Annotated in this window: 13 protein-coding genes; 2 read left to right on the top strand and 11 right to left on the bottom strand. The window is 62.1% G+C overall.

Features of this window, described 5'->3' with window-relative positions:
• Positions 1–58 precede the first annotated feature (58 nt).
• From ACTRWK_RS00790 to ACTRWK_RS00770, 5 genes are all read right to left on the bottom strand, one after another.
• Positions 59–403 (bottom strand): DUF427 domain-containing protein, encoded by a 345-nt coding sequence (locus tag ACTRWK_RS00790; RefSeq protein ID WP_005854099.1) that lies wholly within the window; start codon positions 401–403, stop codon positions 59–61.
• A 40-nt stretch (positions 404–443) separates the two neighbouring features.
• Complete coding sequence (locus ACTRWK_RS00785; protein ID WP_037944507.1) at positions 444–2,234, bottom strand: aminopeptidase P family protein; 1,791 nt, start codon at positions 2,232–2,234, stop codon at positions 444–446.
• A 57-nt stretch (positions 2,235–2,291) separates the two neighbouring features.
• On the bottom strand, positions 2,292–4,169 hold the full coding sequence (cobT, locus tag ACTRWK_RS00780) for a cobaltochelatase subunit CobT (protein ID WP_009824911.1): 1,878 nt from the start codon (positions 4,167–4,169) through the stop codon (positions 2,292–2,294).
• A 155-nt stretch (positions 4,170–4,324) separates the two neighbouring features.
• The gene (gene cobS, locus ACTRWK_RS00775) at positions 4,325–5,311 is read right to left on the bottom strand and encodes a cobaltochelatase subunit CobS (RefSeq protein ID WP_005854093.1); all 987 of its coding nucleotides are present in this window, start codon (positions 5,309–5,311) and stop codon (positions 4,325–4,327) included.
• A 241-nt stretch (positions 5,312–5,552) separates the two neighbouring features.
• The gene (locus tag ACTRWK_RS00770; protein ID WP_005854091.1) at positions 5,553–6,179 is read right to left on the bottom strand and encodes a J domain-containing protein; all 627 of its coding nucleotides are present in this window, start codon (positions 6,177–6,179) and stop codon (positions 5,553–5,555) included.
• Positions 6,180–6,254: 75 nt separating this feature from the next.
• Here ACTRWK_RS00770 and ACTRWK_RS00765 point away from each other — a divergent pair, with 75 nt between their 5' ends.
• Positions 6,255–6,512, top strand: coding sequence for a BolA family protein (locus ACTRWK_RS00765; RefSeq protein WP_005854089.1), 258 nt, complete (start codon positions 6,255–6,257; stop codon positions 6,510–6,512).
• 21 nt (positions 6,513–6,533) lie between these two features.
• Here ACTRWK_RS00765 and ACTRWK_RS00760 read toward each other — a convergent pair whose 3' ends face one another.
• The 4 genes from ACTRWK_RS00760 to ACTRWK_RS00745 all read right to left on the bottom strand — a co-directional run bounded on the left by ACTRWK_RS00760 (position 6,534) and on the right by ACTRWK_RS00745 (position 10,645).
• Positions 6,534–7,103, bottom strand: coding sequence for a hypothetical protein (locus ACTRWK_RS00760; protein ID WP_289081289.1), 570 nt, complete (start codon positions 7,101–7,103; stop codon positions 6,534–6,536).
• A 46-nt stretch (positions 7,104–7,149) separates the two neighbouring features.
• Positions 7,150–7,617: a thioesterase family protein gene (locus tag ACTRWK_RS00755; RefSeq protein ID WP_289081290.1), complete on the bottom strand. Its 468-nt coding sequence runs from the start codon at positions 7,615–7,617 to the stop codon at positions 7,150–7,152.
• A gap of 79 nt (positions 7,618–7,696) precedes the next feature.
• Positions 7,697–9,208: an Asp-tRNA(Asn)/Glu-tRNA(Gln) amidotransferase subunit GatB gene (gene gatB, locus ACTRWK_RS00750; RefSeq protein ID WP_005854083.1), complete on the bottom strand. Its 1,512-nt coding sequence runs from the start codon at positions 9,206–9,208 to the stop codon at positions 7,697–7,699.
• A 123-nt stretch (positions 9,209–9,331) separates the two neighbouring features.
• Positions 9,332–10,645, bottom strand: coding sequence for a hypothetical protein (locus ACTRWK_RS00745; protein ID WP_289081291.1), 1,314 nt, complete (start codon positions 10,643–10,645; stop codon positions 9,332–9,334).
• Positions 10,646–10,852: 207 nt separating this feature from the next.
• Between ACTRWK_RS00745 and ACTRWK_RS00740 the strand changes: the two genes are divergently transcribed.
• Positions 10,853–11,695: a transglycosylase SLT domain-containing protein gene (locus tag ACTRWK_RS00740; protein WP_289081292.1), complete on the top strand. Its 843-nt coding sequence runs from the start codon at positions 10,853–10,855 to the stop codon at positions 11,693–11,695.
• A gap of 20 nt (positions 11,696–11,715) precedes the next feature.
• On the opposite strand, the gene ACTRWK_RS00735 is transcribed toward ACTRWK_RS00740, so the two are convergent.
• Positions 11,716–12,177: a hypothetical protein gene (locus ACTRWK_RS00735; protein ID WP_289081293.1), complete on the bottom strand. Its 462-nt coding sequence runs from the start codon at positions 12,175–12,177 to the stop codon at positions 11,716–11,718.
• Positions 12,170–14,722, bottom strand: coding sequence for an aminopeptidase N (gene pepN / locus ACTRWK_RS00730; protein ID WP_289081294.1), 2,553 nt, complete (start codon positions 14,720–14,722; stop codon positions 12,170–12,172). The genes ACTRWK_RS00735 and pepN overlap by 8 nt, the downstream gene beginning before the upstream one ends.
• Positions 14,723–14,802: the final 80 nt, after the last annotated feature.

The following is a 14,802-nucleotide window of genomic DNA, read 5'->3' as shown; positions in this document are numbered from 1 at the left end:
GAGGGGCCGCAGCCCCCCTTTGCTTCAATCGTGAATTTCCAGGGCCCTTTCGGGGGCCCTAGATTTGTTCTACCGCAACCTCGGGCAACTGGTAGAAGGCCAGATGGCCCTTGATCTCGGCGACATCCTCGCTGGGGTCCTCGTAGGACCATGCCACGTTTTCCAACGTCCGGCTTTTGGTCACGACCGAGAAATAATGCGCATCGCCCTTGTGCGGGCAGTGGGTGGTCTTGTCGGTCTTGTCCAGAAACGCCATGGCGATATCCGAACGGGGGATATAGATCACCGCGTCGTGGTCGCCTTCGCGCAGCTCAAGCGCATTACGTGTTTCGGCCAGTACCGCGCCCCCTGCGCGCACCGTCCATGTTCCGTTCGACTTCAATATCTTGATATGGTCTGCCATTGCTGACCGTCCTCCCTGAATGAACTGAAATATATCGCGCTCAAACCGGCGCTGTTGCCGCATCCAACCACAGTTTCGCAACCGGTGATAGCCGCGGCCCGATCTTTTCCGCAACGTCGCGATGATAGGCGTTCAGCCAGTCTCGCGCATCTTGGGTCAGCATCTGCGGCACGATCAGCCGCGTGTCGATGGGCGCAAAGCTCAGCGTCTCCCACGACAGCATGGCGCGATGCGCGTCCCCGCCCGGCAGATCAGGCGCAGACCGCACCACGGCAAGGTTTTCCAGCCGGATGCCAAAGGCCCCCTCGCGGTAATAGCCGGGCTCGATGCTCAGGATCATCCCTTCGGACAGGGGCACCGTGCTGAGCTTGCTGAGGCGTTGCGGCCCTTCGTGCACGCTAAGATAGGCCCCGACGCCATGGCCCAGCCCGTGATCGAAATCCTGCCCCGCCATCCAAAGCGGCAAACGCCCCACTGCCTCGATATCCCGCCCGGCCAGCCCTTGGGGCCAGCGCAGACGGCTCATGGCGATCAAACCGTTCAGCACACGGGTAAACGCCTCTTTCGCCTCGACCGGCGGCGTGCCGATGGCGATGGTGCGGGTGATGTCGGTGGTGCCATCCAGATATTGCCCGCCCGAATCCAGCACCAGCAGATGCCCGTCTTGCAAAAGACTATCGGTGTCCTCGGTCACGCGGTAATGCATGATCGCACCATTGGGGCCGGTCCCGGCAATGGTTTCAAAGCTGATCTCTTGCAAGGCCGGATCACGGCGGCGTGCGGTCTCCAGCTGGGTCACCACTTGCGTCTCCGTCACGCTGCCCGCAGGCTGCGCGTCCAGCCAAGCCAGCACCTCGACCAAGGCCGCCCCGTCGCGCAAATGCGCCGCGACAGAGCCTTCGATCTCCGCCGCGTTCTTGCGGGCCTTGGGCAGGGCGCAGGGGTCGTCGCCCCAGACGACCCTGTCGCCCAAAGCGTCCCAAACAGCCACAGGCACGGTGGCCTTCTCGACCAGCACGGGGCCCGACAGGTCGCCAAGCGCATCCAAAAACGCCTCTGGCGCATGCAGGGTCACATGCGCGCCCAAATGCGCCTCAAGCCCCTCCAGCTTGGAGGGAGCGACGAACGCGTCCACGTGACCCGCGCTGTGCAGCACGGCAAAGCCATGCACGACCGGATTTCGCGCGATATCGGACCCGCGGATGTTCAGCAGCCAACACAGGCTGTCGGGCAGGGTGATCACGGCGGCCCCACGGCCTTTGTCGCGCAGCCCTTCGGCCAGCCGCGCGATCTTATCGCCATGGGCCTCGCCCGCATAGCCGATCGGGTGGACCTTGGCGGGGTTCATGGGCGGGGCGGGCTGGTCCTCCCAGATGCGGTCGACCAGATTATCGGTGCGGCGCAGCGTGATGCCGCTGCCGTCCAAGGCGTCCTCAAGCTGGGCGATCTGCCCGGCGGCATGCAGCCAGGGATCAAAGCCGATAACGCCACCCTGAGGCAGCTGTGCGCGCAGCCATTCGGCCAGCGAGACTTCGGGCCAGGCCACGGGCGTATAGACATCCGCCACCTGCGCCTTGACCTGCGTGCGATAGCGCCCATCGATAAACACGCCCGCAACATCGCGCAAAGCGGCACAGAAGCCGGCCGATCCGGTGAACCCCGTGAGCCATTTCAAGCGATCGTCACGGGGGGCAACATATTCACCTTGATGCGCGTCGGCGCGGGGCACCAGAAACCCGTCAAGCGCCTCTGCCTCCAGCTCTTTGCGCAGCGCCGCCAGCCGTGGCGGCCCTTGTTCCGGCCGCGAGGTTACCTCGAACGATTGAAACATATCCCCACCCCATTCTTCATTTTGCTCTTAAAACTCCCCGCGGAGCGTCCCTTACCCTCAGCTTGCGCGGCGCATGCCCATGACACGGGCCCGCGCGCGGGGATCGGTATCAAACAGCGCCGCCAGCTGTTCGGTCATCGCACCGGCCAGCTGGTCGACATCGGTGATCGTGACGGCGCGGTCATAATAGCGGGTGACGTCGTGGCCGATACCGATGGCCAGCAGTTCCACCGCCTTGCGTTTCTCGACCATGGCGATCACGTCGCGCAGGTGTTTTTCCAGATAATTCGCAGGGTTCACCGATAGGGTGCTGTCGTCCACAGGCGCACCGTCGCTGATCACCATCAGGATCTTGCGCGCCTCGTGGCGGGCGATCATCCGGCGGTGCGCCCATTCCAGCGCCTCCCCGTCGATGTTCTCTTTCAGCAAGCCTTCCTTCATCATCAGCCCTAGATTGGGCCGCGTGCGCCGCCAGGGGGCGTCGGCGGATTTATAGATGATGTGGCGCAGGTCATTCAGACGGCCCGGCTGGACCGGACGGCCGTCGTTCAACCAGGCCTCGCGGGCTTGGCCGCCTTTCCAGGCGCGGGTGGTAAAGCCCAGGATCTCGACCTTGACGTTGCAACGCTCCAGCGTGCGGGCCAGAACATCGGCGCAGATTGCGGCGATGGAAATCGGCCGCCCGCGCATCGAGCCGGAGTTATCCAGCAGCAAGGTCACACAGGTGTCGCGGAATTCAGTGTCCTGTTCGACCTTGAATGACAGCGGCGTTGTGGGGTTGGCCACGACACGGGCCAGACGGCCGGCATCCAGTGTGCCTTCCTCTAGGTCGAATTCCCACGACCGGTTCTGCTGCGCCTGCAAGCGACGTTGCAGCTTGTTGGCCAGACGGCTGACCGCGCCTTTCAGCGGTTCAAGCTGTTGATCCAGATAGGCGCGCAGGCGTTCAAGCTCTGCCGGTTCGGCAAGGTCTTCGGCCCCGATCACCTCGTCATGATCTGTCTGGTACACCAGATAATTCGGGTCCGCGTCCGAGGCTTGCGGCGGGGCGGGCGGCTCCATCGGGGCGTCGCCATCGGGCATCTCGGCCTCTTCGCCAAGCTCCTGATCGGCGGTGTCATCCATCGACACCTGCGCCTGCGATTCATCCTGCTGTTGCTCTTGCGACTGCTCGGGCGAGGCTTCTGCCTCGTCGTCGTCCTGTTCGTCCTGACCGGTGCTATCGGGCTCTTGCTCTTCTTCGGTGCCTTCTTCCTCGGCGCTGTCTTGGTCGTCGTCGCCTTGATCGGGGTCATCGCCCAGCTGATCGCCGTAGCCCAGATCAACGATCATCTTGCGCGCAAAGCGGGCAAATGCGGCCTGATCATCCAGCGTGTCGTTCAACGTCTCGAGCGTGCCACCGGCCTGATCCTCGATATAGCCACGCCACAGCTCCATCGCGTTGGCGGCACCGGCGGGCATGTCACGCCCCGTCGCCAGATGGCGCACCAGATAGCCTGCCGCCGTCGCCAAAGGCACGTCCGAGGGCTGCTTGGCCTGATCATAGCCCTTGCGCAGGGAGTCGTATTTGATCTTCGCGTCGATATTGCCCGCGGTGCCGGGCATGTCGCGGGCACCTACGGCTTCGCAACGGGCGGTTTCCATCGCTTCATAAAGATCGCGGGCCATGTCACCGGCGGGCATGTATTTCGCGTGGGTCTGGCCGTTGTGATAGCGCCGGTTCAGCGCCAGCGCGTCAGCGGTGCCGCGGGCCAGCAAGACTTCCTCGCGGGTCATGCGGCGGCTGACCTGCGGCAGGCGCATGGAATCCCCGCTTAGCCCCGACGGATCAACGGAATAACTGACCGTGAGGTCAGGATCGTTCGACATGACCTTGGTCGCTTCGGCCAAAGCCTTTTTGAACGCGTCGGCGGGGTTATCTGATTGTTTGCTCATGTCATTCTCCCATCCGAGTGCGGCCGACCTGCGGCTTTGGTCACCGCGGCCACACGAAACGGGGCGCTGCGGTCAGACTGTCGTCCACCGACCAAGCTGCCGGTGGACGTCTTGTTCTTCATCCCTGCCAACGCGGGCACGGGGTGGATCGTAGCTTAGCCAAGGCTCAGGCTGGCGGCGGATTCCGGTAGCTCTTCGTCGAACAGACGCTGATAGAATTCGGCCACGGTCTGGCGTTCAAGTTCATCACATTTGTTGAGGAACGACAGGCGGAAGGCATAGCCCACGTCGCGGAAAATCTCGGCGTTCTGGGCCCAGGCAATCACGGTCCGCGGCGACATAACGGTCGAGAGTTCGCCATTCATGAAGGCGGTGCGCGTCAGGTCGGCGACGGTGACCATCTGTTTGATCGTCTTGCGGCCTTTTTCGGTGTTGTAATGCGGGTTCTTCGACAGAACGATCTGGGTTTCGGCGTCGATGCTCAGATAGTTCAACGTCGCCACCAGCGACCAACGGTCCATCTGGCCTTGGTTGATCTGCTGCGTGCCGTGGTAAAGACCCGTGGTGTCGCCCAGACCCACCGTGTTCGCGGTCGCGAAGATGCGGAAATAGGGGTGGGGTTCGATCACCTGGTTCTGGTCCAGCAGCGTCAGCTTGCCGTCGACTTCCAGCACGCGCTGGATCACGAACATCACATCGGCGCGGCCCGCGTCATATTCATCAAACACGATCGCTGTGGGGTTGCGCAGGGCCCAGGGCAGGATGCCTTCCTGAAAATCCGTGACCTGCTTGCCGTCTTTCAGCTTGATCGCGTCTTTCCCGATCAGGTCGATCCGGCTGATGTGGCTATCAAGGTTGACGCGGACACAGGGCCAGTTCAGCAGGCTTGCCACCTGTTCGATGTGGGTGGACTTGCCCGTCCCGTGGTAGCCCTGAACCATCACGCGGCGGTTATGGTTGAACCCCGCAAGGATCGCCATCGTGGTGTCGGGATCGAATTTATAGGTGCTGTCCAGATCGGGAACGCGGCTTGTACGTTCTTCAAAGCCATGCACCACCATGTCGGTGTCGATGCCAAAGACTTCGCGAACGGAGATCTCTTTGGTGGGTTTGGTTGTGAGGTCCAATGAGGTCTCGGCCATATTCTGTACGTCCTTCATGCTTCTGTCTTGCGCACCGCTTGCGGATCAAGGGTGGCGTCCACGGCAACATATCTTTCCTGAGCGCGAGGGAAAGGGGCAATTCGCACCTGCGGCAAAACCGCGAATCCCCGGGACACATGGAAAAGGGGCGGCGCATTTGTCTGCACCGCCCCATCTATATGGCTCTCAAGCCCGTCACAGGCGGTTGCCGATGCCCTCGGCCCGCCGGAATGCCGCGGCGTCAGTCCTTGAAGTTGCGGCTGCCCTTCAGCTGGTCCCAAGCCCAGACGACGAGCTGCAGCTGCTCTTCCTGGCTGCGGTCCCCGCCGTTCATATCGGGGTGGAGCACCTTGATGAGCGCCTTATAGGCCTTGCGCACCTCGGGTTTGGTCCAGGTGTCCTTGGCTTCCAGAATTTCGAGCGCGCGGCGTTCCGTGGGGGGCAGGCGGCGACCGGCGGCAGGCCCTTTGCCGGGGTTCTGCGTCGCGTTCTTGCCCAGAACCTGATGCGGGTCCTCGATGCCCAAACGCGCCCAGGCCCGTGCTTCGGGGTCGCCAAGGGGCTTGGTCGTACGCTCCCACACTTTGTCCTTGGACTGCTGGGCGTTCAATTCGGCTTCTGTGGTGCCGTCAAAGAAGTTCCACTTGAGGTTATATTCGCGCACGTGTTTCTGGCAGAACCAGAAATAATCATCCAGCACGTCCGGTGCTTTGGGCGCGCGGTACTTGCCCGGTTCTTCGCAGCCTTCGTGCGAACAGACGCGTTGCGATGTCTCGGACGCACCGGACATCCCGCGACGGCCACGGGGATTTTTCTTTTTCGAAGACGACACGGACATGTCGAATCCAAAGGGATCACTTTTGGGCATGATATGGACCTTTCCGACTCAGGCCGGTCAGTTTAGACCTTGGGCTGTGAGATTGAAGGGGGGCTGAGCTAAAAAATGTCAGTGACACAAGAAATTGCCGACCGGCTGGAAGAGGCGTTCGCCCCGTCGGAATTAAGCGTCGTTGACGATAGTGAAAGCCATCGCGGCCACGGGGGCTATCGCGAGGGCGGCGAAAGTCATTTTAATGTGAAAATCCGGTCGGCCCATTTCAAGGGGCTGAACCGTGTTGCGCGGCATCGCGCCGTGCATGGCGCGCTTGGCCCCGATCTGATTGGTCGTATTCACGCGCTGGCGCTGGATCTCGACGTTTAAGCGCTGCGTTACAGTTCGCGGCTAGTCTGCCGTCTTATCCGTCTTTGCCGTTTCCGTTTCGGGGGCCGTGGTGTCTGCCTCGGTCTTCGGGGCGGTCTCTGCGGCTGTGGCGATTGGCTTGGCGCGCGTTTTCACGGTGGTTGATTTGCGGCGCGACGCCAGCGCGTTCAGCAGGGATGGGGCCACCACGGCGGTCTTGCCGTCGTCTTTCGTTTCGCCATGCTCATCCTCGAAATAGGTCGCGTCGCCTGCGTCCTCTGCTTGGGTGGTTTCAGCTTCGGGCTTGGGCGTGTCGTGCGTGTCGGGCTGCGGCGGGGGAAGCAGCTCTGTCGGGGCTGTTTGGTCCTCGGGCTCGGCCTCGCGGAGGCGGCGAAACACCAGCACATTGCGCCACTCTGTCGTGCTGCCGGTCAGGCCCGCGCGTTCGATCGACGGCAGGGTCTCGGCGCGTTGATATTCCCATCCATACCCTGAAAGACCGTTCATAAGCTCTTGCAATGCATGAGAAAATCGCGCTTCGGCCCCTTTGACGTTCTTGGCTTTCAACCCTTTGGTCGGGGCGGGCACAACTTTGTATTCATAGCGTGGCATGACGGCTGGCTTTCAAATCAATACGGGGGTGGGCAACGGGATACACTCAGCGTTTCAGACCAATCTTGCGGCCCGCCTGTTCAGGATAGGGCAAGCTGGCATGGGCTGTTTTCATCGCCTCAAGCCGCGCCATGAGGTTGGCGGGCATGGGGGCCACACGGGGGCCGGACTGGTCAATGTGCAGCGTCAGCGCCTCGCCCGTGGCGGCAAGCCATCCGTCCTCGTGCCAAAGCTGCGTGAAGGAATGGAAACGTTTTTCATCAAAGTCGAGCAGTTGGAAGGTGCAATAGGTCGACGCCCCTTCGTGCAGCTCGCGCAGATAGCAGATGTGGAATTCAGCGACATAGGTGGTGTGGCCGGTCTTCTGATACTCTGGCCCAAACCCGATCTGGTGATAGGCATCATCGACGGCGTTATCCATAAGCACCGAATAATAGGCCATGTTCAGGTGACCGTTAAAGTCGATCCATTCGGGCTGAACGATGCGCGGCGATGACCGGAAGGGCGTTTCCATAAATGACCTTTCACAGGATGTCAGAGAGGGGAGCGTGGCAAGAAAAGGGCCGGGGTTTGGTGAACCCCGGCCCGATGTCTTAGCCATTCAGTTTTTGCGCGACGATCTGGTTGACCGCTTTGGGGTTCGCCTTGCCGCCCGTGGCCTTCATCGTCTGACCGACGAACCAACCGGCGAGCTTTGGATTCTCGCGCGCTTTGGCGACCTGATCGGGGTTCGCAGCGATGATCTCGTCCACGGCGGCCTCGATCGCGCTGGTGTCTGTGACCTGCTTCATCCCGCGCTCTTCAACGATCACCGCAGGATCGCCGCCTTCGGTATAGACGATTTCAAACAGATCCTTGGCGATCTTGCCCGAAATCGCGTCAGAGGCGATCAGATCAATCACACCGCCAAGCTGAGCAGGGCTGACGGGGCTGTCGGTGATGGCTTTCTCGTCTTTCTTGAGACGGCCAAACAGTTCGTTAATCACCCAGTTCGCCGCCATCTTGCCGTCGCGACCCTGTGCGGTCGCCTCGAAATAGCCTGCGCTGTCCAGATCCGAGGTCAGCACCGAAGCGTCATAGTCGCTTAGGCCGAAGTCGTTGATGAAACGCGCTTTCTTGGCGTCAGGCAATTCGGGCAGGTTGGCACCGATGTCGTCCACCCACGCCTGTTCGATCACCAAAGGCAACAGATCGGGGTCGGGGAAATAGCGATAGTCATGCGCTTCTTCCTTGGAGCGCATGGAGCGGGTTTCCTGCTTGTCCGGATCGAACAGGCGGGTTTCCTGCACCACTTCGCCACCGGCCTCGACGATGGCAATCTGGCGTTTCGCCTCGACCTCGATCGCTTGCTGGATGAACCGCATGGAGTTCATATTCTTGATCTCGCAGCGCGTGCCCAGATGGCTGAAATCCTGCGTTTCCTGATATTTTTCGTACTGACCGGGCAGACAGATCGACACGTTCACATCCGCGCGCATGGCACCGGACTGCATGTCGCCATTGCACGTCCCCAGATAGCGTAGGATCTGGCGCAGTTTGGTCAGATAGGCGGCTGCCTCTTCGGGGCCGCGGATGTCGGGGCGGCTCACGATCTCCATCAGCGCAACACCGGTGCGGTTCAGGTCGACGAAGGACATGTTCGGGTCCATGTCGTGGATCGATTTGCCCGCATCCTGTTCAAGGTGGATGCGTTCAACGCGCACCAGCCGCGCGGTGCCGTCGCCCAGTTCCACCAGCACTTCACCTTCGCCCACAATGGGGTGGTAAAGCTGCGAGATCTGGTAGCCCTGTGGCAGGTCGGGGTAGAAATAGTTCTTGCGGTCAAAGGCGCTGTGCAGGTTGATCTCGGCCTTCAGGCCCAGACCCGTGCGCACGGCCTGTTCGACACAGTATTCGTTGATGGTGGGCAGCATGCCGGGCATGGCCGCGTCAACGAAAGCGACGTTATTGTTCGGCTCGGCCCCGAATTTGGTCGAGGCGGCGGAAAAGAGCTTGGCGTTCGACAGAACCTGCGCGTGCACCTCCATCCCGATGACCAGTTCCCAGTCATGTTTGGCACCCGCAATGGTGCGCACTTTGGGGGTGTCATAGGTCAGGTCAAGCATGGGGGCACCTTTGGCGTCAGAAACAGAACGCCTTGGTCATAAGACAGGGGGCGGGGTGCTGCAAGAGGCAGGCCGCGCCAATGCGCGCACGGACCGGCCAAGAGGTGCTGCCCAAAGGCGATCTTAGGCAGGCGTGGCCTGTGGCCCCTTGCTGGTGAACACGATCCGCTGCCCCGAGGCGAGCTCGGACCGGAACAGGCTGGTCATCACCTGCATCGCATCCTCGCGGCCCGACGCGGCGAATTTATGCGGCGACCGGATGCGCAGGTTGTTGTCAAAGCCGTGGGCGGCATGGGCCCAGATCATCGGGTGCAATTCTGTCAGATGCGCACGGATGATCCATTCGGTGCAGGCACCGATGCGGGCGCGAATGCTGTCGGCGCGTTCGTTTCCGCCGCCGCCAAAGCTGGTCATATTGGCGCAATAGGCCGCCAGCAGGTTCGCGAAATAGGCGGTGGAGTGATGCGCAAGGATGTCGCGCAAGCCGTCGATGAAATAGTCAACGTCCAGATTGGCGCAGGCCGTATCATCAGAGCAGATCGCGTCAAACATCACCCAGGTATAGCCACCGGCCCCCCAGACATTCTGTACCCGCGCGGCGGTGCGTCGGGCTTCAAGCTCAAGCTCTGAATAGCCGCCGTGATGGCGCGGCAGCAGGTGGTTGCCCAAGGCGCGCATGGGGCGCGGGTTCAGCGGGTTGAGCATGATCAGCTTTTCGTAGCTTTCGCGCAGCCCGCCTTGGTGGTTGAACGGCCCGCTCGCATGGGCGCAGCAGGTGGCCGCGACAAGCGCGCTGATGGGATGCTGGGCTATGAAGGGGGTGATGATCTCTCCGGCGCGCTCGAAATGGGCGATGCAGGCGTAGCGGTTGCGTTGCGGCAGCACGTTGCTTTCGCCTTTGCCGCGCCACGCCCAGCCGATGTCGATATGCGCCTGTGCCACGACGCAGGCGACGACGTAATCGTCTTGGTGCTCGTCCAGCACATGTTCGAAATCCTCGATCCCGCTCAGCAAGGCTTTTGCAAAGCCGCTGTCCACGTCCTCGATCGCGTGCTCTGTCGCCATCACCACATCGGCGCGGGCACCATAGGCGATCAGCTCGGCCACAGGCATGGACCCGGGGGTGAGCGTGCTATCAGCGTCTGCCGCGCGGATCACCTTTGACAGCGCCGCCCAGTTCTCTTGCCGCACCAAGCCTTGGCCCAACTGGTGGTTTTCATCGCAAAGACGGTCCTCGGCGGTGGGATCAGGGCAGTCGATGCTGAGCATTTCATGGGGCGAAGGCGGTACAGCATCCGGGCGCGGCACGGCGGTTTGCGCGGTTTTCTGAGGGTGCGGGCGGGGTTCTTGCTTGCGCGGCGTTTGGCCAAGATCGTCAGAATCCAACAGCAGCGTCGGAACGCTTTTGCGTTTGAATAAATTCTTGAGGTGCCGCATCGTTTGTCCAGTCCTATATGAACCCGTCTTCTGCCACTGAAAATGGCGGGATAATTAGGCACCAAGATGGCATCGCGATGGTTAGTCTGGGATTTGCCAAGCGTCTGAACGCGGCTTTAAGGCTGAATAATGCCTGATTGTTCAAAGACCGGCGACGATGGCGCGGAACACGCTATGTTGTGCGCGAATACGACTGGGGGAGTAGGAATGTCAGCAAAGATAACAGCACGCCGCAGCGGCATGCGGCGCGGTGGTCTGGGGCGGGTGATTCTCGCGCCGGTGATGGTCGCGCTTCTGTCCGGTGGCGTGGCGCTGCCGTTGGCGGCCGAGACGGTGAATGTCCTGCGCCCGGTGGCCCGCAGCGCGGTCCCTGATCCTGACACCACGCCGCCGACCGCCGCCGCGCCGATCGAACCCGCGCCTGCCGTGCCCGGAGATGGTGGCACAGCGGGCCCCGACCTTGCGACCGCCGCGCCGATCAATCTTTACGAGGTGTCGCCGCCTGCGCGCAACGGGGTGATCCCGCGCACAAGGTGGCAGCACCGGCGCGGGCATGCGGTCTGGACGCGCACGGCGCTGTCCGCGCTCAAGTCCCACGGCAAGCCCCTGGTTGATATGGTGCCCGCCGACGTCGACGACTGGTGCCCGGCCTATCCCACCGCCTCGGACGCGGACCGCAGGGCGTTCTGGGTCGGGTTCATGTCGGCGCTGGCGAAACATGAGAGTACTTATAAGGCCCGCGCGGTCGGGGGGGGCGGTCTGTGGTACGGGTTGCTTCAGATCCTGCCTGCCACCGCGCGCGGCTATGGCTGCAACGTCGGCACGGGCGCGGGGTTGCAGAACGGGGCCGCGAACCTGAGCTGTGCTGTGCGGATCATGGCGGTCACCGTGCCCCGTGACGGAGTGATCTATGGCCGCGGCGGGCGTGGTGTCGCGGCGGACTGGGGCCCGTTGCGCAGCCCTGCGAAACGTCGGGACATGTCGCGATGGCTGAAGCAGCAATCCTATTGCAAACCACTGGATGCCACGCGCCCCAAGCCGCGCCCCTGAACGCGCCGCCCGTGGCCGGCCTAGCCGCGCAGGCTAAAGTGGTGCCGCTGCGTGGGGACGCCAGCGGCGTGAAGCGCGTGCTCGAACGGGCGGTGCGGGGGCATGGTATCGGGGGGGATACGCAACCGCTGCCCCGAGCGCAGCACCACCGTCGCGCGGACCGAGAGGTCCAGCCGCGTATCAAGGCGGATGTGGTCGGTGGTGTCGAGCGGGATCGTGATCTTATCCATGCCCCGCTGCCAGACAAGCGCTTGCGGGGTGAGGCTCAGGCTGGCGATGGGGTTCGTCGCAAGATCCCATAGCGCGGGTAGGGTGAAGAGGGCGACGATCGCCAGTATCACAGGGGACGCCTCAATCAGGACATAGGCAGCGACCAGCGCCAGCCAGACAGCCGCGACCACCAAAGCCGTCCAAAGGTTGCGCCCCGCACGCCGATGGTGGAAGGTGCCCCGCGACGGGACACCTTCGGCGGCATCATGCACCGCGGATACGTGTCAGCATTTCGGTCGTGTCACGCGACAGGCCGGGTTGCGACAGGATGCGGTCCAGCTCTGCCTTGATCATGTCCTGACGGTCAGTGTCATAGCGTTTCCATGTCTGGAAGGCCGAACACATCCGCGCAGTGGTCTGCGGGTTCACCGGATCAAGCTGGATCAGCCAATCGGCAAGCAGACGATAGCCCGCCCCCGAAGCATGGTGGAAGCCCGCGTGATGCGCAGCAAAGGCCCCCAGCACAGCGCGGAAGCGGTTGGGGTTCTTCCAGTTGAAGTCAGGGTGTTTGGTCAGCGTCTCGACCACCTCGTGGGCGTCTTCGGGGTCGGCTTCGATCACCTGCAGGCCGAACCATTTGTCCATGACCAGACGGTCCGCTTTCCACTGCGCCTCGAAGGCCTCGACAGCCTTGTTGCCGCGACCGGCGCGGACCAGATTGGCCAGCGCGGAAAGCTGCTGGGTCATATTGTCGGCCGCGTCATATTGCTCTTGCGCGAGCACGCCGTCGTCATTGCGCGTCAGGAGTGACAGGGCGGCATTGGACAGGGCGCGCTTGCCCGCCTGTTTCGCGTTGGGCTCGAACGGGGCGTCGACGGTGTGACGGCGATAAAGCGTCGGCAACAGATCGGCAAAGGCGTCGGCCATCGCGGCGCGGGTCGCCTCGGTCGCGGCATAGATGATGTCGGGGTCGGGGGTGTCGCCTGCCACTGACAGCGCGCGCGCCAGATCGGATTGCGACGGCAGCCCCAGCATCAGCGCGCGATACGCCGGATCAAGGGTTTCATCCCCGATTACCGCACGGATACCGGCCAGCCAATCCTTGTTCGGGGCCTTGCCCTCGCGGATCATCCCAAGCAGCGAGCCATAGGCCAGCATGCGCCCCTGTTCCCAACGGTTGAACGGATCGGTGTCATGGGCCAGCAGATGCGCGCGGTCTGCGTCCGACAGGTCTTGGGTCAGCACCACCGGCGCGGAAAAGCCGCGCAGCACGGATGCCACAGGGCGCGTCCCCAGATCGTCAAAGACAAAGCTTTGTTCGGCCTGCGTCATTTCCAGCACCGTGGTCTCGTGCACCTCGTCCCCGTCCTGACCGATCAGCCCGACAGCGATCGGCAGCACATAGGGCTGCGGGTCGGCGGTGGCCGCGCTGGCGGGGGTGTGCTGCTTGAAATGCAACGTCAATGTGCCGTGGTCCCAGCTTTCGGTGACCGACAGCTGCGGCGTGCCCGCTTGGGAATACCAGCGCTTGAACTGCCCCAGATCGCGGCCTGTGGTATCCTCGAACACCTGTAGCCAGTCTTCGATGGTACAAGCCTGCCCGTCGTGGCGATCGAAATAGAGGTCAAGCGCTTTTGAATACGCCTCGTCCCCGACCAGCAGCTTGAGCATGCCAATCACCTCGGCCCCTTTTTCATAGACCGTCGCGGTGTAGAAGTTGTTGATTTCCTGAAAGCTCTCGGGGCGCACGGGGTGGGCCAGCGGGCCTTGGTCCTCGGGGAACTGGCGGGCGCGCAGGTCGATCACATCACCGATCCGCTTCACCGCGGCAGAACGCATGTCAGAGGTAAACTGGCTGTCGCGATAGACCGTCAGCCCTTCCTTCAGGCACAGCTGAAACCAATCACGGCAGGTGATGCGGTTGCCGGTCCAGTTGTGGAAATACTCATGCGCGATAATCGCCTCGATCCGTTCAAAGTTCATATCGGTCGAGGTTTCAGGCGACGCGAGAACGGCGGAGGAGTTGAAGATGTTCAACCCCTTATTCTCCATCGCGCCCATGTTGAAGTCATCCACGGCAACGATGTTGAACAGATCAAGATCGTATTCACGACCATAAACGTCCTCGTCCCATTTCATACTGTCTTTCAGCGCCTGCATCCCGAAAGCGCATTTGCCTTCGTCACCGGGGCGCACATAGAGGTTCAGGTCAACCTTGCGGCCTGATTTTGTGGTGAAGCTGCCGGGATGTGCGACCAGATCGCCCGCGACCAGAGCAAACAGGTAGGCAGGCTTGGGCCAGGGATCCCGCCATTCGGCGGTATCCTTGCCGCTGCTGACGGGGTTGCCGTTGGACAGCAATACCGGATGTGGTCCGTTGATGGTCACGGTAAACACCGCCATCACATCGGGGCGGTCGGGGTAATAGGTGATATTGCGAAAGCCTTCCGCCTCGCATTGGGTGCAATACATGCCGTTCGACATATAAAGCCCCTCAAGCGCGGTATTGCCCATCGGGTCGATCTCTACCTCCGCTTCCCAGACGAAGGGCGCGTTTGGCACAGCGCAGGTCAGCCCCTGGGGCGTCACCTCGGGCGAGACGGGCGTGCCATCAATCATGGCCGAGACAAGCGACAGGTTCTCCCCGTGCAGAAAGAACGTGTGGTCGCTTGCATCGGGGTTGGGGCGAAAGGAGATACGGCTTTTGACGCGGGTCTTGCGTGGGTCCAGATCGAAATGCAGCGCGACATCGTCGATGATAAAGCCATAAGGCGTGTAGTCGGCCAGATATATCGTCTGGGGGGCAGCGTCGCGCATGTTTTTTCCTTCTGTTTGGAACCAGATGTCCAGCGCTCAAGTTAGTCTTGCAACACGGCACCTGCAAGGTCGCCACCCGA

It is taken from the genome of Sulfitobacter sp. G5_S2_6_S6 (assembly GCF_054968505.1).
The sequence above is the reverse complement of the archived record's forward strand: the minus strand, read 5'-3'. Positions and strand labels throughout refer to the sequence as shown.